Origin of the sequence: Lentisphaera profundi, from assembly GCF_028728065.1 — a bacterium.
Taxonomy (GTDB): Bacteria; Verrucomicrobiota; Lentisphaeria; order Lentisphaerales; family Lentisphaeraceae; genus Lentisphaera; species Lentisphaera profundi.
Map to the genome: position 1 here is coordinate 1,517,078 of NZ_CP117811.1, position 22,062 is coordinate 1,539,139.

Below are 22,062 nucleotides of genomic sequence, written 5' to 3' on the forward strand. Positions count from 1 at the left end.
TTTACGCATGGTTTTAATTACACTTTTTCTTAGATTGTGGTTCGGTTTACGTAGTGAATAAATTGATGCTCACCTAGCTCAATTAAAGTGTCTGAGCAATTGCCGATTGGAAACCTTGTATAATTTGACGCACCTAAAAATAGATTTAAGGCTTCACGAATAAAGTGACCATGGGTGATACAAATAACTGTTATATCTGTGTTTTCACTAGCGACCATTGAAAGAAACTCTGAAACTCGACCTCGAAAACTGCCAACAGACTCGGAAGCTTTAGGAAGATTTGATTCTTTGGAAAATTCGGGAGTAGAGATAGGAGCAGAAGGGTTAAGATTCAATTGACCTTCACATAAAAGAGGCAAATATTCAGGCGTAAACCGAGCTGACTCTATAAATGGGGCAAGTGTTTGTTTAGCTCTTAAAAGGGGGCTACACCAAATTTTATCGAACTGAATTGTGGCAATATACTTTGCCAACAAGCTTGCTTGTTGGAAGCCCTCCTGATTCAAAGGCTCTTCAGCTTCACAAGACAAGAAGCCATTAGCATTAGCCCTAGTCTTAGCATGTCTAATTAAATGTAATTTCATTTATTAATTCCAATAAGCTAAAGTTCTAACTGAGAGAATTCTCTCATATCAAATCTACAAACATCAATCTTTTTATTCGTCAATTTTTCTTCAAAAATTTGAGCCAACTCTTGAGACCGTGAATCCACATTTAAGCTGGTCCCGATAATAACAGTTTTTTTCATGTAATTGTCACCTTAAGCTTTGGCTCTTTATTTGTATGAAGATTAATTTGTGCATCCATGGTTATTATAGGTTATAATACATCTTCTTCAAATCTCAATAAGTCTAATCCAAGGGTTTTTTGTATATTTCCTTAGCTTAAATCGGCTTTGGGTGAATGACCAAAGTGTTTTTTAAAGACTTTACAAAAGTAGCTAGGGTCGTGGTAGCCGCATTCGTGCGCGAGTTGTTTGACGCTGAGGTTTTGCGTGAAAAGCAATTTTTGGGCGTATTCCATTTTTGTTTTGATGAGGTATTCATTGGGGCTTATGCCTATGGCCTTTGAAAAAACTCTAGAGAAATGATAGCGACTCAATTTGGCGACCGAGGCCATTTCATCGATGCTGATGGCTTGATTGAGGTGGTGGTTGATATGATTTAAAACATTTTGTATTGCTTGGGGGAGAGGCTTTTGTTTGTCGGCTAAGATCTCTTGATGGAGTTCCATAATAAATTGATAGCATAGTTGTGAGTGCTGGACGTGTGTTTGACTATCGCTTAAGTGAGGGTTTTGCGTGAGCTGCAAAAATAAACTTATCAGCTTGGAATTGATGGGTAGGCTACAAACAGGCGATGTTTTGGCAATTAAGTTTTTGTAGTGTTGAACTAAGTCTGTACCACAAAAACTTAGGTAAATGAATTCCCAGTGGGAGTCCATGGAATCAAAGAAGTATTCGTGATCATCCGGACTTGTGACTAACATGGCTTGATGAGGTTGAATAGTGTAAGTCGTATTATTGATTCTTAGCTTACCAGAGCCGGATAAAGTGTATTGCCAAATGGCTGTTTCCAACTTACCACGTTTCAGGCCATGCCACCTGTAGTCGCTGGAAACGACTCTTTCTCGACCGAAGTTTAATAATTTATAAGGAAGCTCAAAATTTATATTATTAAAGGATAAGTTGGTGTTTCCATATTGAACATGATTAATTTCATTAAGCATAATTTTACCATATATAGCATTTTTTTAATATTTAAACGATAAAAAATATTTGTAAAGTTAGGGCATAATAATTTAAGGAAAAAAAGTATGCCCGTTAAAGAATTATCGTGTTTTAGTTCCCATGATACTGAATTTGTTTATTTTATAAACGAGGATCAGACCGTGGGCTTTAGTCTTTATCCAAGAGCCAAAAATACTGAGCTTGTTGAACATCGTGAAAATATAAATGATCTAGCCACATCCGTCCCCATTATCAAGGTCTTTGGAGGTGATTGGCCAGCTTATAATGTTCATGATTTAGTTCAGATTAAGTGTGTAGGGGAGGTGTCTCCTGGGGCCTTTAGTGCGGGCAGTAGTATGCGTAGCACGGAAAGTAATTTACTATTTCAAGATCAGCGACTTGAAGGAAATGAGGTGATTACGGTCTTGAAACACAAAGACTTTAATTTAGAAGTGGAGCACAAGTTGGAGTTTAATTATGAAGATGATTATGTGCTCCTGTCATCTAAAGTGATTAATCGAGGTGAAACTGAAGTGAAGTTAGAGAATTTAAGTTCATTTTGCCTCGATGGTCTTTCGCCTTTTCATAAAGAAGATGGCGAGGGGGCTTATTATTTTCATAGGTTTTTAAGTACTTGGTCAGCCGAAGGTAGGCACGAAGTACGTTCTGTTGAGGATTGTAACTTTGAGAGGTCGTGGACTGGTCACGGCGCTAGGACAATGCGTTATGGTCAAGTGGGATCTATGCCTGTTAAGGATTATCCTGAATCCGTGATGGAGCATGCCTAGAGTTCTTAAGTCGTGTTTTTAACACTCAAAACAGATGTTTTGACAGAGCCATGGCCCATCTTTCTCAAACTCCCACTAAACGTGGATATCCAATGACAGGAGAGCTCATTTTGAGTCCTTTATTGGGATATGTCAACACAGTTAGGTAAGGGTGATTCCTATTTAGAATCCCTTATTAGATGAGTGTGAATATGATGTGATTTAGAGGCTAATTGATATCTTTTTATAAACATCAAACCATGGTGAAGACCTCCCGAATTTAAGTGTTTCGTTATGAGCGTGTTTTACATGTTTGCAGGCAATGAAAATCAAATCACGAATGATGCTTCGCAGGCGTCGACGCTGAACGGTGATTTTAACTGGAGCTAAGTTTTTGTACTTAATGAGAGCAGTTCCAATCACACGTAGGATGTTAAACGCAAGCATGGAGCAGTGTAGGTATATTTGATTAGCGTCGAATTTTCCCGAAGGTAACCGCTCAACATTCATATCTGTTTTTAGTTCGCTATGGTATTGTTCACTGGTCGCATGATCTTGATACAGTTCAATTATCTCCTGTGCTTCCAGTGGTAGGTTGGTCCAATAAGTATCCACTTTGACCTCAGGTATTAGTAGTGGATTCCCATCTGAATCAATGGTAGTTTCTGTGACTTTAAAAATGACTGGGACAACCTCGCGATCTTTCTTATTGCCAGGGTGTTTGTGATGAACTTCACCCACGTAAATATTTTTCCCCTCGCGTGACTCAAGTTTTCGACCGACGGCACGGGCCATCGCTAGCCATTGCCCACGGTTTTCTCGACGGAGATTACGCTTAATGATGAAGTTGTGTTCATCCGGTAAATGATCAAAATTAATCTCAGCGTCGCATTGCTTTTGGCCCAGGTCAATCCTACTGGTGCCACCCCCGTGGTTTGCATCTCGAAATAGAGAACTTGCAATGCTATATAGACTCTGGGAAAAGCTTTAAAGTTTATTTGATGTGTCATTCACCCGAAAATTTAGATTGGGAATATGAACTCACCGTCAAAAGTGGCTTTAAAGAACTGAGTCAATTCACTCAGCTTTGGACTATCTCTAAAGTGCGTAATCAGCAAGCCATCATCAGCTTCGAATTTGACCCAAAAGAGCTGGAAATTGATGCACTGAGAATCGGTCTACGCTCCAATCAAACCGCGGTGCTCAACGATTGGTTCCAGAACAAGGGCTTTATTGCCTGCCTGCAAGCTTTGTGGATCACCGAGTAAATTATAGTACTCATGTAATAATTGAAAAGGAAAAGTGATTTAGTTAAATAATCGAACTTAGACTTACCCAGCGAAGCAGTAGGTGGGGGCAGCTTTGGCGTCGACTTTTACTGAGAAAAGCTTACCTGCATTGACTTCGTCTTCCATTCCTACTGCAGCGGTGGTGATGAAGAGGGTGTCGCCATCTTTACCGCCTAGAGCACAGGCGCTGACTTGGCTAGCTCCTGGGATGTGTACTTGGGCTAATTCTTCACCATCGGGAGAGATGCGGCGCACCATGGACTCACCCCAAAAAGCTACCCATAGGCAACCTTCTTGATCCAGGCACATACCATCGGGGAAGCCACCTTCTGGCCCCACGTCAAAGAGGATGTGCTTATTGCTTATGGAGCCAGTGGCTTGGTCGTAATCAAAGCGGTGGATTTGTTTAGTTGGAGAATCGATGTAGTACATTTTATCACCGTCCCAGCAAATGCCATTAGAAATGGTGATCTTGTCTAATTTCTCACTGAGCTCAGCAGTGGCTTCTAAGCAATAAAGTTTCGCAATTTCGGGTTCGGTCTCATAGCCAATCGTTCCCGCCCAAAAACGACCAACAGGATCGCATTTACCATCGTTAAAACGAACTTGGGAATTGTTTTGTTCAGGTAAATTAATGGGGGTGAGTTCTTTTGTTTCTTCGTTAAAGGAATAAAAACCATCAGGTGTAGTGATCACCAGTCCACCACTCGCTCTCTTAACGACAGTGGAGACATGGGGGATTTCTGCAAGAACTTGATTCTGTTCCGTTTCGGGATCAAAATATTGTAGTTTATTGCCGAGAATATCTACCCATAAAAGAGCTTGCTTGTCTTGGTCCCAGAGGGGGCCTTCGCCTAATTGAGCTTTATCCTCTAAACAAACTTGTGCCTGATAGTTTTTCATCTTTTTCCTTTTGTAACTTTGTTTCTTGGTGAAGGAGATGCACTGTTGAACTCTGACGTGTTAGATAGGTATGCTTCGCAGACGAGGGGGGATTCTATCCCCCTCGAGCTCCCCCAGCAAAGACTTGCCAGTCTTTGAACTGGCGACTAGTGGTGCTGCGCACCACATCAATTAATAATGAGTCAGGAGATTTTAAGCTTGGTAGGCTCTGAAGGTTTGTTTAGAAGAACCCAGACCCTCGATACCTAATTCCACCACGTCGCCATCCTTGAGGTATTGTTGTGGATTAAAGCCAAAGCCAACACCCGCTGGCGTGCCTGTAGAGATCACGTCACCAGCCTCTAAAGTCATGAAACGACTGAGGTAAGAAATGATGTAGGGAATATCGAAAATGAGGTTAGCCGTTGTGCCATCCTGTTTTGTTTCGCCATTGACTGTCAACCACATTTTAAGATTGTTGACATCTGAAATTTCATCGGCAGTAGCAATGTAGGGGCCGAGGGGAGCAAAGGTATCGCAACTCTTGCCCTTAACCCATTGACCGCCCATTTCCAGCTGGAAAGCACGCTCAGAAACATCGTTGTGAAGCACATAACCACCGAGGTAGTCCAAGGCTTCTTCCTGTGAAACGTAAGAGGCATCTTTACCCATGACAAAGGCGAGCTCCACTTCCCAGTCGGTTTTTTCCGAATCTTTTGGGATGATAACATCGTCATTGGGGCCAACAAGTGAGCTGGTAGCTTTGAAAAAGACCACGGGTTCTGCAGGGATGGCCATATTTGATTCTTCAGCGTGATCTTTGAAGTTTAAGCCAATGCAAATGATTTTGCCAGGACGTTTAACTGGAGCGCCTAAACGCACATCAGAGGCTACACTTGGGCATTGAGATAAATCAGCTTGTGCGAGTTTGTTGAGGCCATCATTTTTGAAAAAGTCATAATCAAAATCAGCTACGATTGAGGTAACATCAATTCTTTTTCCATCTTCAAGTAATACACCAGGTTTCTCTGAACCCTTTTCACCAAAACGAATGAGTTTCATTGTTTTATTTTCCTTTTTTAGTTTAATTTTTTACTGCCAGTAATTAGTGAGTTTCACGTCAGGGTCTACAGGTACCTTTAGCCATATCATTTCTGGCAAGTTTAAGTTTTTTCTGTGGTGTTATAAATTAATTTTTAGCCTTAGTCGATACTCTCTGAATCGTAGGGAGCTTGACTGATTAGTTGACTCGTCATACCGCCGTCCACATAGATGTTTGTACCTGTAGTGGAGCTGGAGCGGTTACTGAGTAAGAAAGACACTGTGTAGCCAATCTCTTCTGGCTCACTGGGGCGACCAATAGGGATTTGTTGCTTCCAATAATCTAGGCATTCTTTTTCACTAGGTGCGGCTTCAATGATGTCCTGCCAAATATTCGTATTGCACAGACCCGGTGAGACGGTATTGATGCGTATGCCCTTGCTGCTCAATTCATTGACGACACTTTTCATAATGCCCAATAAGCCATTTTTTGTGGCGGCATAAGGGCCAGCGCCTGGTAAAGTTGCTTGATTGTGAACGCTGGAAATATTCACAATCGAACCCTTGATTTGATTTTCGATCCAGTATTTACAGAGTTTTTGCATAAAGAAAAAGACCCCTCGCAGATTGGTGTCGATGACCTTGTCCCAATCTTGCCTGGTAGTTTCCAGGAAAGGCTTAGCAAAATTGATTCCGGCATTATTGACAATACAGTCCACGCGACCCCATTTTTCAACGGCCTTATCGATGACATTTTGCTGAGCTTCATCACTGCATACATCGCAGGCGACGGCCAGAGCATTTGAACCCAGTTCATCCACGACTAATTGACAGGCTGCCTGTTCTAAGTCAGCAATGACAACTTTGGCTCCATCGGCGTGACAGGCACGGGCAATGCCTTTGCCGAGGCCATTAGCTGAACCGGTGACGATGACGACTTTTTCTTGTAATAGCATCTTGTGCTCCTTTAAAAATTAATAGGTTGCGCGACCACCACTAATATCGAAAGTGAAACCAGTGTTGAAGGCGGCTTCAGGCGAGCAAATATAAGCGCAGATGCTAGAGACTTCATCTAGTGTGCCACAACGCTTCATGGGTATTTTATCAGTCATGTACTTAACTTGATCATCTGGAATAGTTTCGATGAAGGCAGTGCGAATAACTGCTGGTGCTAAGCCATTAATGGTGATGCCTGTTTCGGCATATTCTTTACCAGCCGCTTTTACTAAGCCAATCACACCTGCTTTTGAAGTTGAGTAGCAAGTCATGCCAGCGTTACCTTCTTTACCGGCAATTGACGCGATGAGAAGAATACGACCATAATTGCGTTTTTCCATGATTTTTACGGCTGCTTTGGCAGTGAGGAATGAGCCCGTAAGGTTGATGGCATTAACTTTTTCAAAATCTGCTAAATCCACATCAGAGAAATTGATTTTTGTGGGGCCCACGATACCAGCGGAATTCACCATCACATCCAGTTGACCAAAAGTAGTTTCGATTTTATCAAAAGCGGCATTGACGCTTTCTTCTGAGGAGATGTCGCCTTGGCAAGTTAAAACTTCGTAGCCAGCGGCTTCGAATTCTGCTTTAGTTTTTTCTAAAAGTTCGGCATTGAAGTCAATGAGAGCAAGTTTTGCACCTTCCTCTGCGAAACGTTGAGCAATGGCTTTACCTAAGCCTGTAGCACCGCCAGTGATAGCAGCTACTTGATTTTCATATCTTTTCATAATTTTTTTCCTTAGTTATAATTTTCTGCTAAAAGAGTCATAATGTGTTGCACACGGAAGTTTTCATTGGGGAAATTGCGTTTTACAGAGGCTGACCATTGCTGCATGCAGATGGCATTGGCCGTTGTAATAATGACTTCTTGTCCCGTGTGTTTTTGGAGGAACAAGACTTTTTCGTCAATGATTTTTTCAGAGTTCTCTGCCTTTTCAATATTGTAGGTTCCAGCGGCACCACAACAGTCTTGGCAGGAGGGAGCATAAGTGACGTCTGAGCCCAAAATCTCCAGGACATTTTTTGGGATTTCCTGAACTCCCTGACCGTGATAGAGGTGGCAGGGCATATCGATGAAAATTTTGGCATTTTGAACTTTTTTGGGTTGCTTGAGTTCCATTTTACCCAAATAGGACAAGGCATCCATAACTGGACTCGCCAGGGCGTGTTGCAGGCTCAAGCCACAGCCGGCGGCATTGGTAAGAACAGCTTTATCTTTATTTTGATCAAAGACCGCCTGATTCTTTTGGTCTAATTTTTCTTTGTCTTTAAGGCCTGAATGTTCGTGAATGGCGCCACAGCATTGTTGTTCTTTGGGGACTTCAACTTGAATGCCATTAGCCGCCAATACATCGATGGTGGAAAAGTTGATCTCGGGATAAAAGTTCTCGGTGTGACAACCCGTGAAGAAACGTACCGATTCACCCTTGGCGCCTTCTCGTTTTTGCGCTTCTTTTGCATAGCTATAACTGGATTTAAATAGGCTTGTCTTACCCGGCGGAATGAGTGGGTCCACTTGAATGCCAGCATTGCGCAACCAGCGCATGGGTAGGGTGGCGGCTTTCATTAAAAATGGCTTTTTTGCTAAGCCCGCAATAGCTTTGACTTTTGGGTTAATTTTTTTGCCTTGTTCAACTTGCTTGATGCGCTGTTCCATGAGGATTTCTCCGTAGGGAACATTGGCGGGACAGGCTGTTTCACAAGCGAGGCAACCGAGGCATTCGCTGGTGTAGTGATTGATTTTTTCTGCTTGCTGAGTTCGACCTTCATCTTCTGCTCGCCACATGGCTAAGCGGCCACGAGGTGAGTTATTTTCGTTACCCGTGAGTTTGTAGGTTGGGCATTGATCTAAACAAAGACCGCAGTGAACGCAGTTCAGAAGCTTATTGGATTCCTGGGTCAGTAAATTTTGTATGCGTAATTCGTTGCTCATGGAGTTAATCCTAATTGCTCGAGGTATTTGTGGTGACTGGCCTCATTATTTGAATTGATAGCTGGGCTGTAGTTTTTACTTTTGATGAAACCGCCATCAATGGCGAGTTCCTGGTTCCATTGATCTATGACTTCTGGGCTTAAAGCCTGCTCAGATTTCCAGATGATACTGGCATTGCCATAGTGCAGGATTCCCGTACCTGCCAGCTCTTTTTGCATGAGCTCACACCACTGCATGCTATCGCTAATTTTACAGTGAATAACGGTGAGTTCATCCTTCATGCTAAAGGGGAAAGAATAGTCGTAGGCTGTGATTGAAAGCTGATTATTCTTTGCACGCTTTGCCATTTCTTGTAAGAGGACTTCGATCTCGGTCTGTTCACCATGAAAACTTACGTAGACTTCTTTTTGACTGTAATTGAGGTCCAGGACATCAATGGCAAGGGCCCAGGGGCTGCGGGCTAATGCCGAGCAAAAGGATAAGAGGTCTTCTAGCTCACCGTTGATTTTAACTGATTGAATTTTGTTGAGCGGGCGTAAACGCAGAACGAGATCTTTGGGCTCGAGTATTGACCAGCCGCCATAGGCGATAGCTCGAGTAAAGTCAAAGCCAGTGACATTTTTAACTACTCGGCCGCCGATGGAGATTTCTTGACCTTTGTAAGAAATGTTCATGCCTAGGATATTGTCAGCCCAAGAACCGTAAATCATGGAATAGCTCGAGATGGGGCTGAGTTTGAGCATGTCTAAAAGACTGGCATCATCATCCCAGGCTAAGGGGAAATAGAGCTGATCCTTTTCAATACTTGATTTAAGCTCAGAGAGTTTGATCTGAGCAGGGACACAAATAGACATGTCATCTGGATCATAAAAGTGCTTGAGTCGGGTCATTTTAGGCTTTCCTTTCGTGTTTGTGTGGAGCGCAACAACCGACAAAGGATCTTTGCGGGATGATTTTCCCTGGGTTCATTTGGTCGTTGATGTTGAGGGCACGGAGTAGGCTCATTTGAAAATCAATTTCTTCAGGAGAAAAAATTTGGTCGAGGTAACAGCTCTTATCATTTCCTAAGCCGTGTTCGCCAGATAGGGTGCCGCCTAGCTCAATGACTTTGGCGATGAGTTTATTGGAAAGAGTCTTGATGTTTTTCATTTCTTCAGGAACTCGATCGTCAAATAAAAAGTTGGGGTGCAAGTTGCCGTCGCCAGCGTGGAATACATTGAGTACAGGTATGTCTAATTCATCGCCCAAGTCATAGATGTATTGCAAGACTTCTTGTAAGTGAGCCCTAGGAATAACGGCATCCTGAATCATCAGGCCGGGACTTAATTGTCCCATAAGGCCACCAGCGACTTTGCGAGCCTTCCAAAGTTTGAGGCGTTTTTCATCATCATCTTCAGCACTGACTTTAGTAGCGTCGTGACTTTGGAGAATTTGTTTGACTTGCTCCACACGACAATCCACCAGTGGAGCTGGACCGTCGATTTCGGTAAGGATTACCCAGGACTTCTTGTCGATGCCAACCGCCATATTGGAGTTTTCTACCAATTGCACGACAGCATTATCAATGAACTCAATGGCCACGGGTGGGGTGGGCATATGCACCAGTTCATTAATGGCTTTAGTACAGGATTGTAAGTCTTTGTATTCAGCGAGGAAAGTCCACACTTTTTCCGGGATGGGTTTGAGTTTAAGCCAAATTTTGGTGATGATGCCAAGGGTGCCTTCTGAACCGACCATGAGGCTGTTCCAATGGAAAGTTCCCACTGAGCCACCTTGGGCACTGGGGCCGCCAAAACGAACCAATTGCCCATCTTGTTGGATCACTTCCATACCCAAAACGTAATTGGCGGTTACACCATAGCGAAAACAGCGAATGCCACCGGCATTTTCAGCCACATTGCCTCCGAGAGTGGAGGCAAAACCACTGGAGGGGTCGGGGGGATAAAAGAGGGCATGTTCCTTAAGGTGAGTATTGAGTCGATTGAGGACCAGGCCCGGTTCAACGACGCAGTACATGTCGTCTGGATTGATCTCTAAAACTTTGTTCAAGCGTGAAAGGTGAATGATGAGTCCACCTTCAAGAGCCACTGGACCACCGGATAAAGATGTGCCAGCTCCTCTTACTGTGTAGGGGAAGCCGCAGTCCTGGGCGACTTTCAAAATAGGAGCGATTTCATCGGCATTATTAACGATAATAACGCAATCAGGTAGGTAGCGGTGAAAGCCCAGGCCATCATTTTCGTAAACGGTGAGCTCTGCTTGATCAGTCAAAACCTGGGCTTGTGGACAAGCCTTTTTGAGTGCTTGAGTCCAGGTATCTTGCCATTGAATTTTTTCTGTATGTAGGTCCATAATCTTTCTTATGTAAATTTTATAACTGCAAATACTATTGAGTTATAATAGGGTATTAGCAAATTGAATTTTAACTAAAAATATGCAAAATATTGCATTTTTATATATTTTATTCAAAAATTAGCTCTGTAAATGTTTGGTAAATTAAGCATTTATCTCTAAGTTTTAGGAGTTAAAGAAAGGCGAAGTTAATGAGTAAAGATTTAAGTGTTTATATAAAGCAAGTTTATAATTCCTGGCTTGATCTATTAAAAGGTAGGGATGAAAGTGCTTTGTTGACCGATGGCGACTTATCTAAAAAATTTGATGTCAGTCGTTTTACTGTTCAACGGGCCAAATCTCTACTAGAAGAAAATGGTACACTGATCATTCAGGGACACAAGAAATCTTTTGGACGAGCAGTTGTTCAGGACGATTACTTCGAGGTATCTGAGAGTTCGGAGAAGAGGTCGACGCAGATTGTGAAAGAGATTCTTATGGACTTGGGTTCGGGTCACTACCAAGCGGATCAAGCTTTAAGCGAAACCGACTTAGCTAAAAAATACGGTTGTCATTTAGCTCTTATTCGAGAAGTACTGTTGTCCATTCAATCTTATGGCTTAGTTCTTAAGAATGGTCGCAGTCAGTGGCGAGTTGTCCCTATTAATGCTGAAAGTACTAGAGAAGTGGTGGAGTTGCGCGAGGCTATAGAGCTCTTTGCCTTGAAGCAAATGCTAGAGCGCGATAGTGGAGATCCAGTCCGCAGAAATTTTGAGGCCCTTTATGATTTACATGAGGAGATGTTGTGTAATCAGGGTGATTATGGCATTGAGCAGTTTATGGAGCTGGATAATAAGTTTCATCACGGTTTGATCGAAGCCTGCTCTAATCGTTTTTTCGATCGTTATAAGTTGCTGATTAGTTTCTTTATCTATAACACTTTGCGGGTTCGTGAACAAGATGAAGGTAGTTTTTCTGGTTTGATTCATCACCTAAACGTACTGCGTTATTGTAAAGAAAATAAAAAGAACCAAGCGCTAAAAGAAATGCAAAAGCATATTCACGTATCTGGTTCAGTTCTTGCGGAAATCGCAAGCTTTAGGAAATAAAGGTTATAAAAGGTTAATTTATTTTTTATTAAGTCTTGCATAGTCGCTCATCTTCTACTATACTTTTAATAAAGATAAAGATATAGCAGAGATGGTAATGAATAAGAATGACTATAATTTGAGCAAAACGATTGCCGGGGAAATTCGTTCGTGGATTATTAAAGGTAAGCTCAAGCCCCAGGATAAGCTCACACCTCGCGCAGAGTTGGAGCAGCGCTTTTCCACGACTCCTAAGACAATTCAGAAATCCTGTGATCAACTTGTACAGAGCGGTTTTCTTAAAGTTGTACCGCGCAGGGGAACCTATATAGCTGATTACCTACCCCATAAGTATAACTTTGCAGTTCTCATTAAATCAAAAGCTGATTCACCCGGTTGGACCAATTATTGGTCCGTGATCCAAAAAGTCTGTGGCGAAATCAGTAAAAGTAGTCGCTTTAATTTTGAAGTTAGAACAGATGTTAATGTAGAGACTCGATCGGAGTCCTACCTCAAGCTTTTAGATGATGTAGAAAGCCAGCGCTTAGCCGGAGTTGTTTTTGCGATGAACGCAAAGGACTTTCTTGGAACAGCTACCTTGGAGTCACAACAACTGCAAAGGTTTTCTCTCAATCACAATAATTTAAACATTCCTTCTCTTAGTTTGTCTATGGAGACTTTCTCTCGTAAAGCCTTGGCTAAACTCAAATCATTAAAGGCTCAAAAGGTAGCAGCCCTAATGCCCATGGGGTTTAATGATGAACAAAAAGATGCAGTGTTACTACAGGCAAAGAACTTAGGTCTTGAGATGGACGAGTCCATGCTTCAATCTTTGGATATCCACCATTTATCATGGGTAAAAAATATATTGTCACTGATGTTCGCAGTCGAAGATAAACCCGATGCACTGATTGTCTTTGACGATAACTTTTTGCCAGAAGTTGAAGGCGTTTTGGAGGGTCTAAAGCTGATTGGCAAGGTGCAAATTTTGAGCCACGCCAACTTTCCTTTATTGCAGAAAAGTAATCATTCGTGCTTGCGTCTTGGCTATGATGTACGGGATGTTTTCCAACAGATTATAAATCACATCAATAAGCAAAGGCTTGGCGCAGAAGTATTAGCTGAACTTGTAGTTGAAGCCAAATTTGAAGAAGAATTATGCGCCATAGAGCATTCAAAAAATTTAGAAAAAGTTAGCCAGCTTGTAGCCATAAGCTAAGGAGAAAAAAATGAGAAAAAAGCAAGTTTCACTTATAGAGATTTTAGTGGTCGTCGCCATTATTGGTATTTTAGCATCCTTACTACTACCTGCTTTGGGAAAAGCTCGAGACACATCTCGTAAAGCTGTTTGTAAGAATAACTTAAAACAATTGAGCCTTGCCACCATTTCCTATGAAATGGATTTTGAGTCTCTACCAGCTTTGGGAGGTAATAGCGCTCCTTGGTATGGTGCTCATACAGCGGACGCCATGCTAATGCTCTATGAAGATTACCTTGGTGGTGGATTGCAAGGTGAGAGTTCAATAAAAAATGCAGTTAAATTTAACCCACCAAGTTTCTACATTTGCCCTAGTAACCCGAAAGAAAGTTACTGGTCAGGGAGATATGGTTCCTATGGTTTATTTGCGGGTTCATCAAATGACATAAAAATGAGTATGGCCGATGCGCAAACAGGCTTTTCTAGCATGGCAAATGCAAGTGTTAATGGCCCCTGGGGGACTAGTCCCGCCATGTGGGCGGATATGTCCTTCATCGGTGATTCATCACCCTACGGGACAACAGCAGATACCAATCATGCAAAAGGAGGTGTTCCAAACGGTTCCAATGTGAGTCATTTAGATGGTTCGGTATCTTGGTACCGCTACTATGGAGCAGATGTACCCACAGAAAAAAGTTTAGCAAAAAGTCCTATTAATGGGCAAGTCTTACAACCCATAACTAGTTTTTTCTTTTATAATGATGGGACAGGGAATATTAACACAAGCATTCGCGCAGGAGGCACGTTAGTTACTGGGCGAAGTATGTTTGACTACGGAAGTTTATAATAAATAAAGGAAAATAATGAAGGCTTATCAATATACAGTCATGATCATCTTGTGTCTTTTTTCGACACAAGTTATGGCAACACCAACTGAAAATTACGGTTTTAATGCCTTGCCAGCTGATGGCAACATCAAGATTGATGGTAAATCCGATGATTGGGATCTATCACAATCAATATTCATCTGTAACGATGTACATTTATATGCCGAAACCTATGCCATGCGCTTTGCTGCCCAATACGATAACAAGTATCTGTATCTTCTTGGCTACTGGTACGATAAAACGCCGCTGAATAACCCGGGGCAGGTGAGCGCTGACCATGGTTGGCTAGGTGATTCTCTTCAGGTACGCATTATGACAGGTGAACGAAAAACAGCCAAGGTTACCCATGTAACCGCATGGCGTGGCGTTGGGGGTGGTGATATCGTTACCTTTCAATACGGTGATATGGCTGTAAAAGGTAAGAAGGTCGTAATAAAAAATGCCAAACTCAATGGTGTATTGCAGGCTTTCGGCGTGCGTAAGGATGGTAGTGGCTATGTACAAGAGTTGACGATTCCTTGGGAGCTCATCACTAAGGACAAGAAAGCTTTGGTCAAGGGTGATAGACTCAAATTGGCAGCAGAGGCCAATTTTACGCTTGATAACGGAACTCGTCTAACAATTAAGGGTAACTGGAACCCAGACGGGCCAATCGATCGTATCTTTACCTACAGGAGCCTTGCACCTTGGGGTTATGCTACACTAGCTGATAAAGCAGCTGCTAAGCCTTTGGACGTTCGCTTGGGTGACGGTAGAACTTTTCCAACGATTATGAACGGTAAAGAGCCCAGTATTGATTGGACAGGATTAAAAGAAGAAGTGAAGAGCGACGGTTTTAAAAATGTTACCGTAAATGCTCCTGCAGATGGATATGTTTCAACAGTCATCAAAGATAAAGACGGTAAAATTGTTCGTCATTTGGCCAATAATCAAAAAGTGAAAAAGGGTGAGAATGTTCTTAGCTGGGATGTTTTGTCGACACCAAATTTTGAGACATTGGGCATGCCAATTAAACCGGGGACATATAGCGTCCATAGCTTATGGCACCCAGAGTATGAAATTATGTGGCGTGGTTGGGCAGGTTCATCTGCGCAAACGCCATGGGAAAATGGCCCAAAAACCAACTGGGGCGGAGACCACGGCTCGCCAACAGCTATAGCCACAGGTGATAAAGGCGTTTTTCTCGGTTGGTTCAAATCTGAATCGGGCAGGGCCTTGGTGGCAACAGATTTTGATGGCAAGGTGATGTGGCGCAAAAAATTTGGCGGTATGAGTTCCGTCAAAGGCTTGGCGACTGCTGGTGATATTGTTTTTGTTTTAGGTGGTCCTTCTAGAGGGAAAAGTGCCAATGGTGCTGCCGTTTATAAAATGGATCAGTCGACAGGGCTTTACAAAGAATGGGCAGGCTCACCCGCTGCAGAATTGGCCATAGATAAACTTAGTGATGACCCTCAGCTTCAGGAGGCAACCGCCATTGCAGCTTTTGCAGATCGTTTTTATCTAAGTTTTAGTCAGGCAAATAAAGTACGAGCCTACGACAGTAAATCAGGTAAACAGCTTGCGGAATATGATGTGCCGAAGCCTGCCCAGATCAGTTGTGACCCACAGGGTAATCTATACGTTCTAAGTGGTGGCGATTATACCCTTGATCCCAATGGCTACAATGGCATTCATGAACCAGCGATCGTAGAAAGTCAGTCAATTTATAAGCTAGATACAACAACAAAAAAAGCGACAAAACTTACCTTTGCTGGGCTTAAAAATGCTTGTGGTATTTATGTGGATAAAACAGGTGACGTATACGTAGGCATACGTGAACCCGTTAATCAGGTCTATGTCTACAATGCGAAGGGAAATATCCTCAAAAAAATCGGTCAACAAGGTGGTCGTCCTCTAACGGGGCCTTGGAATCAAAATGGAATGCGCTTTGTGTCAGGTGTAGCTATTGACAAAAACAATCAGCTATGGGTTTGTGAAGCCGACAATCACCCCCTTCGTTTCAGTCGCTGGGATGTCAAGACTGGGGCGTTCTCAAAAGAATTCTTTGGCCCTACAAATTACGGAGCTAGAGGTGCAGCCATTAACCCAGAAGATCCTAACAAGATGATGGGTATTAGTGCAGAGTGGGAACTTGACCCTAAAACACAGACCTTTAAATGTCTCGGGGTGATTACCCGCAAACCTACGGCTAACTCGGTTGCTCTTAAGGCATCCAATGGTCGCGTCTACTTTATTTCAACAACAGAATGGCGTTCAGGCGATATTGATATCTTTGAACGACTCGGCGATGGTGACTTTGTCAAACGTGCCAGCTTTACTTACGAAGGAAAACGACTCTTTGGACAGAAGAAAAAAATAGATGCCTCAGTTCCTCAGAAAACCCACTACTGGGCAGACCAAAATGGCGATGGCAAAGAGCAAGCAAATGAAGTAACGACGGTTGATTGTATCTTACACTTTAACCCTTGGAACCTTCATGTGTGGAATGACTTCACTTTCTACTCAGCAGAAAAAGCCTTTCCTCTTAAGGGCTTCACAAAGTGTAATGCGCCAATCTTTGATATTAAGAACCCTGAGATTATGCCGGTTGCAGGTGTGGGATCACTCAATAGTGATGTGATGCTGTCTTACAGTCGTAAGGACTGGGGTAAATATAATTCCTGGTATACGGCTTATGACCGTAAAACAGGCGAAGAACTTTGGAAGTACCCAAATACCTTTGTAGGGGTTCAGGGTTCACATAAAGGACCTGCATTTCCACAGACTGGTTTGATTCGTGGTTCCTATGGTCCGCTAACAAGTATTAAACTTCCAGCGCCCATTGGCAATGCCTGGATTTTTACCACTAATGTTGGTGAATGGCATGTATTAACTGAAGAAGGATTTTACCTGACCAATCTCTTTAATGGTGATTACCTGAATTGGAAGTGGCCTGCAAAACCTGAATATGGTGCGAATATGAATGGAGCCCCGTCCGGTGGTGGTGGAGAGGACTTTGGTGGCTATGTGCAAGTTACCGAGGATGGCAAAGTTTATGCACAAAGTGGTCACACGGCTTTTTGGAACCTTGAATTAAAAGGCTTTGACAAAACAGAGCGCTTAGCTGTTACCAGTGTGAAGGTGACGACTGAAGACTTCCAAAAGGCGGCGGATCTAACCATAAAAATGGCAAAGGCAAAGTATGAACCTTCTATTTACAAGATCATGAAGTACACACCTGGTGCTTATTACGCCAACCTAAATGCTGACTTTAAGGGACAAGAACAAATAAAATTCAATAAAACTAAGCACACTCATGTGAAAGTTGCGGCATCCTATGATGACAAGAATCTTTACGTGGGCTGGCAAGTGAAAGATAAAACACCATGGGTTAACGGTGCAGAAGAGGCGCAATACATGTATGGCCGTGGTGATACTGTGGATTTACAAATTCAGGCGGCTGATTACAAGGGAAAGAAGGCCTATCAACGCCTATCTATCGGTAACTTGAAAGGCAAAGATACAGCTGTTCTCTACCGTGAAAAATCTGCGGAGAAAAAGCCCATGTCCTTCAGTTCTGGTGTGATTACCGACTTCCCGGTTGATTATGTCGCTGTTGAAGGATCCGTAAAAGTTCAAAGTACGGTTCGTGGAGAAAACTATTGGGTACAAGCCTCCATTCCATGGTCTGTTCTAGGTATTCAGCTCAAGAAGGGCGATAAACTTAAAGTTGACTTTGGTGTTACTTACGGCGATGCCAAAGGAACTGACACAGTACTGCGCAATCACTGGAGCAACAAAAGTACTGGATTGGTAAACGACGAGGTCTTTGAGTTAAAACTTGATCCTAAGAATTGGGGAGAATTAAATGTTCAATAAAAAAATCATATTAGCAACGTCCTTAAGTTTGGCGTTTTGGGGATGTCAGAGTCCTGATAAAAAAACTCAAATTAAGCTTTCTGAATCCCCTTCTGTAGAAATGCCCAGTAAGGATACTAATCAAGCACCTATAGCGATTCCACTCGTTCTTGAAAAAGACAGTCATGTGACCATGGTGATTGAAGATCAACAGGGAACACGTGTACGCAACATACTCAAAGATCAGTTTTTTAAAGCGGGTTCTCACTGGGTGTATTGGGATGGTATGGATGATCATGGCCGTGCCAATATTGGGCCCCATGGGAACTATACCCAAACGGGTCGCCTAGTTGATCCAGGGCAATACACGGTCCGTACCTTGATTCATGACAAGATTGACATCACCTATGAGTTTACACCCTATAGTCCTACAAACCCGAGCTGGCGAAATGCCGATGCCTCGGGCCAATGGTTGGCGGATCACACCCCACCAAGTTCTGTTCTCTATCTACCATCCAGTCAGCAAATGTTGATTGGCAGTTCATTAGCAGAAGGAGCACATGGCATTGTGTGGACGGATTTATCTGGTAAAAAGATTCGTGGTGCCCAAGGCATTGGCGGTGGCTGGGCCGGCGCAGTGCGTTTAACGCTGGATAAAGCCGGGCAGGACAAAAATGTTTTAGCCTACGGCTTAGGTGCCTCAAGACACGGTGAGGTTTCTATTGTTGCCATTGGCGAAGAGGCAAATAAAACACTTTTTAACCGCAAAGAAAAAATTAAACACCATAAAAGTCATTACATCGTGGATTACCCTGTTGCGGGCTTAGCGGTTTATAAAAAAATGGCGGTGATTTCTTATCCATTGCGTAAAGAACTTGCCTTTTTTGATGTCTCTAGTGGCAAAAATCTGAGTCAGCCAAACTTTGTTCATAAAATGGAAGATCCCCGTGGCCTCGCCTTTGACGCCAAGGGTAATTTATTTGTTTTAGATGCCAAGCAGTTGACTCAATTCAAAGTCGATGGTGAAAAATTGGTTCAAGTAAACGTACTCAATACGAAAGATTTATCAGATCCACAAGAGTTGATCATTGATGAGAATGGCGATTTTTATATTTCAGATCACGGTGATGTTCATCAGGTCAAAGTATTCAATGCCCAAGGAAAATTGCTTCGCACAATTGGTACTTCCGGTAAACCGAGTGTCGGTAAATACGACGAAACAAAAATGCATTACCCCATGGGCTTGACCCTTACACCTTCTGGTGAACTTTGGGTTGCTGAAGAAGATTACCAACCCAAGCGTGTGAGCATTTGGTCAAAAGAAGGTACTTTTAAAAAGGCTTTCTACGGTTCTACCGAATATGGTGGAGGCGGAAAAATTGATCCTTTAGATAAGACGCGCTTCTACTATTTCGGTATGGAGTTTAAACTCGATTGGGAAAAGGGAACAGATAAAATAACAAATATTTTCTATCGTCGAGATAACCCAAACAATATCCCATTCTCAAACTCTAAAGGGGATTTAGCGGGTAACCCTGAGACTCCAGTTTATATTAATGGTCGTCAATATATGACCAATACCTATACGGGACATCCGACTATGGGGCCGGTTACGGCTGCGATTTGGTTGATGGAAGATGGTATTGCGAAGCCTGTAGCGGCACTTGGGCAAGCCAATTATCAGTCCTTATTCAAAACAGAAGCTTATAAAAATAAAATACCCGCTGGGCATGACATTACTGTGCCAACGAATCAGCAATGGACATACGATCGCACGAAGCCCTATGAAAATTCAGTGATTTATGCCTGGTCTGATTTGAATGATGACCAAAAGATCCAAGTGAATGAGGTGCAATTCAAAGCAGGTAAAGTGGGTGCCTTGAATCAAGATGAGCAACTTAATTTTTACACAGCTGATGCTCTTAAAATTGCCGTTTCGGACATCGACGACAAAGGTGTGCCACATTATGATTTAAAAGGCGCGCAACGCTTTAGTCCATGGGGGATTCCTATCCCCTATACGGTCCTTATTCCAGGCAGTAATGGTGATGTGGCTTTTAATGGCCACGTTGAGTTATTGCCCAACGGCAAACCCTATCACTCCGTTAGTGGCATCACAGCTGATGGTCGTCGTTGGTATTACCCAAATCAATGGGGTGGCTTACATGCTTCTCAGAGTTATCCGATTAATCGCCAACCCAAGCCTGGTGACATCATTGGTACAACAAAAGTTATTGGAACTACCTTCAAGGTCAGTCAGGATAAAGAAGAACTTTGGGCCTTAAATGCCAATTCAGGTCAAATTTATCTTTTCACAACGGATGGCTTGTTTGTGACCGCACTCTTTAAACACGGTTATTTTGCCAAGCCCAACCCTTTAAGAGCCGAGCGTGGCATCGTCATGGATGATTATACCAGTGATGGTGAAGGCTTTTGGCAAACCATTACCAAAACATCCGATGGGAATGTCTATGTTCAAGCAATGAACCACACGAGTTCGATTAATCGTGTCAATGGTTTGAATAGCTTGCAGCGCGTACCTTTACAGACAATCAATGTAAGTAAAACAGAATTAGATGATTGTTTGGCTTGGTTCTCCAAAGCAGAAGCACAACGCCAGGCAGCTTTGGGTAAAAAATCCGCAAAAGTAGCGATTCGTCAAGATGAGATTGTTTTGGATGGCAATTTAGATGATTGGGCTGGAGCCGATTGGCTGGCGATTGATGATCGTACTTGGGGGACCATGCGTCTATCAGGGGACAAGCTATACCTCGCCTATAAAACCCTTCACAAAAACTTAGTGAAGAACTCGGGTGGCGATCCTTGGCAAGGTATGTTCAAGACCGGCGGAGCTTTAGATCTGATGATTTCGACTTCTGGAAATGACAAGCGTCATCCTAAATCAGGGGACCAACGTCTTTTAATGAGTGAGGTCAATGGCAAGCTCAGAGCTGTTCATTACGAGCAGAAATCAAAGCGCCAAGGTCACGCGAGTGAAATTGCATCGCCAAATCGTACCGTGAAATTTGATTATATTGCTGATGTGAGTGAACACATTCAATGGGTACAAGGCAAAACTAAGGTCGCTCATCACGATACCAATGTGGTTTTTGGTACAAAAGTTCAGCTTCGCAATGGTGATGCATACGAAGTGGCAGTTCCACTGTCGCTCTTGGCCTTGAATCCACAGGAACAAAAAATTACGGGTGATATCGGTGTGCTCTTAGGTAATGGCAATACCACAACACGTCGTCTCTATTGGAGTAATAAAAATACCGTGATGCTCTTTGATGCACCGGAAGAATCTCTTTTAAAACCAGCCTTATGGGGCGAGCTTAAACTGAAAGTAGAAAAGAAATTGAGTTTTGAAGAGATGCTTATCGAACGCGGCGATGCGGTGGACTTATACACTGGTGTGGCGGGTAACTTAGATATAAAGAATAATCAAGCGCAAATTCTATGGTCGGGTAAAGGGACCCTGAGAGACAGTAAGATAGGCCGTTCGGGCTTCGTGATCTTCCGCCCTTACGCCAAGGACTGGTTTAGCGATGATGTCCCATTAGTAAAACTAAGCGACAAGATTGACTTTAAGTATCATAAAATTGGACGTTTTAATGACGGTCTTTATGCTGGCAGTAAAGTCAAAAAGATCAACATGAGTTTAGATGGTAAATCACTTGCAGAGCCAAAGGGAATTCTCGGTGGTTGCTTGTGGAATCGACAAAAGAAAGCCCAAGTAGGCTATTGGGATTTTGAGGCGAAAGATGATAAGCTCCATCAAATGACCATCATCATTGATCAATCCGGTCAACAAAACTTTAGCTTAACAAATGCCAAGGGTGAAGAACGTGAATTGATCCAACTTAAAGGTGATGAAAGCCTCTGTGTGATTCAGTTTAACTTTTCGGGGAAAGTACGTTTGAACTTAAAGCAAGCGCCATACACAGATCAAGAGATTGCTGAGAAAAAGCGAAAGCCAGCAGTAATCACAGCCATCTTTGTGGATTAAGTAATTTTATAAGTAGTTTGTCATTGAATTATTAATGACTTTTATGAGCACTCAGATTTTCAGGTCTCGGTG

The 22,062-nt window shown here is 42.7% G+C and carries 17 protein-coding genes and 1 pseudogene; 7 read left to right on the forward strand and 11 right to left on the reverse strand.

Features of this window, described 5'->3' with window-relative positions; translation table 11 throughout:
- Nucleotides 1–29 precede the first annotated feature (29 nt).
- From PQO03_RS05980 to PQO03_RS05990, 3 genes are all read right to left on the reverse strand, one after another.
- Nucleotides 30–584, reverse strand: a complete 555-nt coding sequence (locus tag PQO03_RS05980) for a histidine phosphatase family protein (RefSeq protein ID WP_274148674.1) — start codon at nt 582–584, stop codon at nt 30–32.
- Nucleotides 585–601: 17 nt separating this feature from the next.
- A complete protein-coding gene (locus PQO03_RS05985; protein ID WP_274148676.1) occupies nt 602–748 on the reverse strand; it encodes a hypothetical protein in 147 nt (48 codons plus the stop codon).
- Between the two features lie 131 nt (nt 749–879).
- On the reverse strand, nt 880–1,728 hold the full coding sequence (locus PQO03_RS05990) for an AraC family transcriptional regulator (protein ID WP_274148678.1): 849 nt from the start codon (nt 1,726–1,728) through the stop codon (nt 880–882).
- Between the two features lie 87 nt (nt 1,729–1,815).
- Between PQO03_RS05990 and PQO03_RS05995 the strand changes: the two genes are divergently transcribed.
- Nucleotides 1,816–2,517, forward strand: coding sequence for a hypothetical protein (locus PQO03_RS05995; protein WP_274148680.1), 702 nt, complete (start codon nt 1,816–1,818; stop codon nt 2,515–2,517).
- A gap of 201 nt (nt 2,518–2,718) precedes the next feature.
- On the opposite strand, the pseudogene PQO03_RS06000 reads toward PQO03_RS05995, so the two are convergent.
- A pseudogene (locus PQO03_RS06000) lies at nt 2,719–3,384 on the reverse strand (transposase); the annotation flags it as partial.
- 113 nt (nt 3,385–3,497) lie between these two features.
- Between PQO03_RS06000 and PQO03_RS06005 the strand changes: the two are divergent.
- On the forward strand, nt 3,498–3,764 hold the full coding sequence (locus tag PQO03_RS06005) for a hypothetical protein (protein ID WP_274148682.1): 267 nt from the start codon (nt 3,498–3,500) through the stop codon (nt 3,762–3,764).
- A gap of 63 nt (nt 3,765–3,827) precedes the next feature.
- Here the strand turns inward: PQO03_RS06005 and PQO03_RS06010 are convergent, their stop codons facing one another.
- The 7 genes from PQO03_RS06010 to PQO03_RS06040 all read right to left on the reverse strand — a co-directional run bounded on the left by PQO03_RS06010 (nt 3,828) and on the right by PQO03_RS06040 (nt 10,992).
- On the reverse strand, nt 3,828–4,688 hold the full coding sequence (locus PQO03_RS06010; RefSeq protein ID WP_274148684.1) for an SMP-30/gluconolactonase/LRE family protein: 861 nt from the start codon (nt 4,686–4,688) through the stop codon (nt 3,828–3,830).
- 192 nt (nt 4,689–4,880) lie between these two features.
- Complete coding sequence (locus PQO03_RS06015; protein WP_274148686.1) at nt 4,881–5,729, reverse strand: fumarylacetoacetate hydrolase family protein; 849 nt, start codon at nt 5,727–5,729, stop codon at nt 4,881–4,883.
- A 140-nt stretch (nt 5,730–5,869) separates the two neighbouring features.
- Nucleotides 5,870–6,664, reverse strand: coding sequence for an SDR family NAD(P)-dependent oxidoreductase (locus tag PQO03_RS06020; protein WP_274148688.1), 795 nt, complete (start codon nt 6,662–6,664; stop codon nt 5,870–5,872).
- Nucleotides 6,665–6,682: 18 nt separating this feature from the next.
- On the reverse strand, nt 6,683–7,435 hold the full coding sequence (locus tag PQO03_RS06025; RefSeq protein WP_274148690.1) for an SDR family NAD(P)-dependent oxidoreductase: 753 nt from the start codon (nt 7,433–7,435) through the stop codon (nt 6,683–6,685).
- A gap of 11 nt (nt 7,436–7,446) precedes the next feature.
- A complete protein-coding gene (locus tag PQO03_RS06030; RefSeq protein WP_274148692.1) occupies nt 7,447–8,640 on the reverse strand; it encodes a (Fe-S)-binding protein in 1,194 nt (397 codons plus the stop codon).
- On the reverse strand, nt 8,637–9,530 hold the full coding sequence (locus PQO03_RS06035) for an FAD-binding oxidoreductase (protein WP_274148694.1): 894 nt from the start codon (nt 9,528–9,530) through the stop codon (nt 8,637–8,639). Before PQO03_RS06035 ends, PQO03_RS06030 begins: the two co-directional genes overlap by 4 nt.
- Nucleotide 9,531: 1 nt before the next feature.
- Nucleotides 9,532–10,992 carry an FAD-binding oxidoreductase gene (locus PQO03_RS06040; RefSeq protein WP_274148696.1) on the reverse strand — a complete coding sequence of 487 codons (1,461 nt, stop codon included), beginning with the start codon at nt 10,990–10,992 and terminating at the stop codon, nt 9,532–9,534.
- 191 nt (nt 10,993–11,183) lie between these two features.
- Between PQO03_RS06040 and PQO03_RS06045 the strand changes: the two genes are divergently transcribed.
- The 5 genes from PQO03_RS06045 (at nt 11,184) to PQO03_RS06065 (ending at nt 21,990) form a co-directional block, all read left to right on the forward strand.
- Nucleotides 11,184–12,080 (forward strand): GntR family transcriptional regulator, encoded by an 897-nt coding sequence (locus tag PQO03_RS06045; protein WP_274148698.1) that lies wholly within the window; start codon nt 11,184–11,186, stop codon nt 12,078–12,080.
- A gap of 97 nt (nt 12,081–12,177) precedes the next feature.
- Entirely contained in the window at nt 12,178–13,278 is a 1,101-nt protein-coding gene (locus tag PQO03_RS06050; protein ID WP_274148700.1) for a GntR family transcriptional regulator, read from the forward strand.
- Between the two features lie 10 nt (nt 13,279–13,288).
- The gene (locus PQO03_RS06055; RefSeq protein ID WP_274148702.1) at nt 13,289–14,104 is read left to right on the forward strand and encodes a type II secretion system protein; all 816 of its coding nucleotides are present in this window, start codon (nt 13,289–13,291) and stop codon (nt 14,102–14,104) included.
- Between the two features lie 16 nt (nt 14,105–14,120).
- Nucleotides 14,121–18,002: an outer membrane protein assembly factor BamB family protein gene (locus tag PQO03_RS06060; RefSeq protein ID WP_274148704.1), complete on the forward strand. Its 3,882-nt coding sequence runs from the start codon at nt 14,121–14,123 to the stop codon at nt 18,000–18,002.
- Complete coding sequence (locus PQO03_RS06065) at nt 17,992–21,990, forward strand: hypothetical protein (protein ID WP_274148706.1); 3,999 nt, start codon at nt 17,992–17,994, stop codon at nt 21,988–21,990. The genes PQO03_RS06060 and PQO03_RS06065 overlap by 11 nt, the downstream gene beginning before the upstream one ends.
- Nucleotides 21,991–22,062 lie beyond the last annotated feature (72 nt).

Coding starts and splice junctions, on each gene's coding strand:
- PQO03_RS06030 (WP_274148692.1), bottom strand. CDS start 8,640: ATGAGCAACGAATTACGCATACAAAATTTACTGACCCAGGAATCCAAT.
- PQO03_RS06035 (WP_274148694.1), bottom strand. CDS start 9,530: ATGACCCGACTCAAGCACTTTTATGATCCAGATGACATGTCTATTTGT.
- PQO03_RS05990 (WP_274148678.1), bottom strand. CDS start 1,728: ATGCTTAATGAAATTAATCATGTTCAATATGGAAACACCAACTTATCC.
- PQO03_RS06010 (WP_274148684.1), bottom strand. CDS start 4,688: ATGAAAAACTATCAGGCACAAGTTTGTTTAGAGGATAAAGCTCAATTA.
- PQO03_RS06055 (WP_274148702.1), top strand. CDS start 13,289: ATGAGAAAAAAGCAAGTTTCACTTATAGAGATTTTAGTGGTCGTCGCC.
- PQO03_RS06045 (WP_274148698.1), top strand. CDS start 11,184: ATGAGTAAAGATTTAAGTGTTTATATAAAGCAAGTTTATAATTCCTGG.
- PQO03_RS06005 (WP_274148682.1), top strand. CDS start 3,498: ATGTGTCATTCACCCGAAAATTTAGATTGGGAATATGAACTCACCGTC.
- PQO03_RS06025 (WP_274148690.1), bottom strand. CDS start 7,435: ATGAAAAGATATGAAAATCAAGTAGCTGCTATCACTGGCGGTGCTACA.
- PQO03_RS06060 (WP_274148704.1), top strand. CDS start 14,121: ATGAAGGCTTATCAATATACAGTCATGATCATCTTGTGTCTTTTTTCG.
- PQO03_RS06040 (WP_274148696.1), bottom strand. CDS start 10,992: ATGGACCTACATACAGAAAAAATTCAATGGCAAGATACCTGGACTCAA.
- PQO03_RS06020 (WP_274148688.1), bottom strand. CDS start 6,664: ATGCTATTACAAGAAAAAGTCGTCATCGTCACCGGTTCAGCTAATGGC.
- PQO03_RS05980 (WP_274148674.1), bottom strand. CDS start 584: ATGAAATTACATTTAATTAGACATGCTAAGACTAGGGCTAATGCTAAT.
- PQO03_RS06015 (WP_274148686.1), bottom strand. CDS start 5,729: ATGAAACTCATTCGTTTTGGTGAAAAGGGTTCAGAGAAACCTGGTGTA.
- PQO03_RS05995 (WP_274148680.1), top strand. CDS start 1,816: ATGCCCGTTAAAGAATTATCGTGTTTTAGTTCCCATGATACTGAATTT.
- PQO03_RS05985 (WP_274148676.1), bottom strand. CDS start 748: ATGAAAAAAACTGTTATTATCGGGACCAGCTTAAATGTGGATTCACGG.
- PQO03_RS06050 (WP_274148700.1), top strand. CDS start 12,178: ATGAATAAGAATGACTATAATTTGAGCAAAACGATTGCCGGGGAAATT.
- PQO03_RS06065 (WP_274148706.1), top strand. CDS start 17,992: ATGTTCAATAAAAAAATCATATTAGCAACGTCCTTAAGTTTGGCGTTT.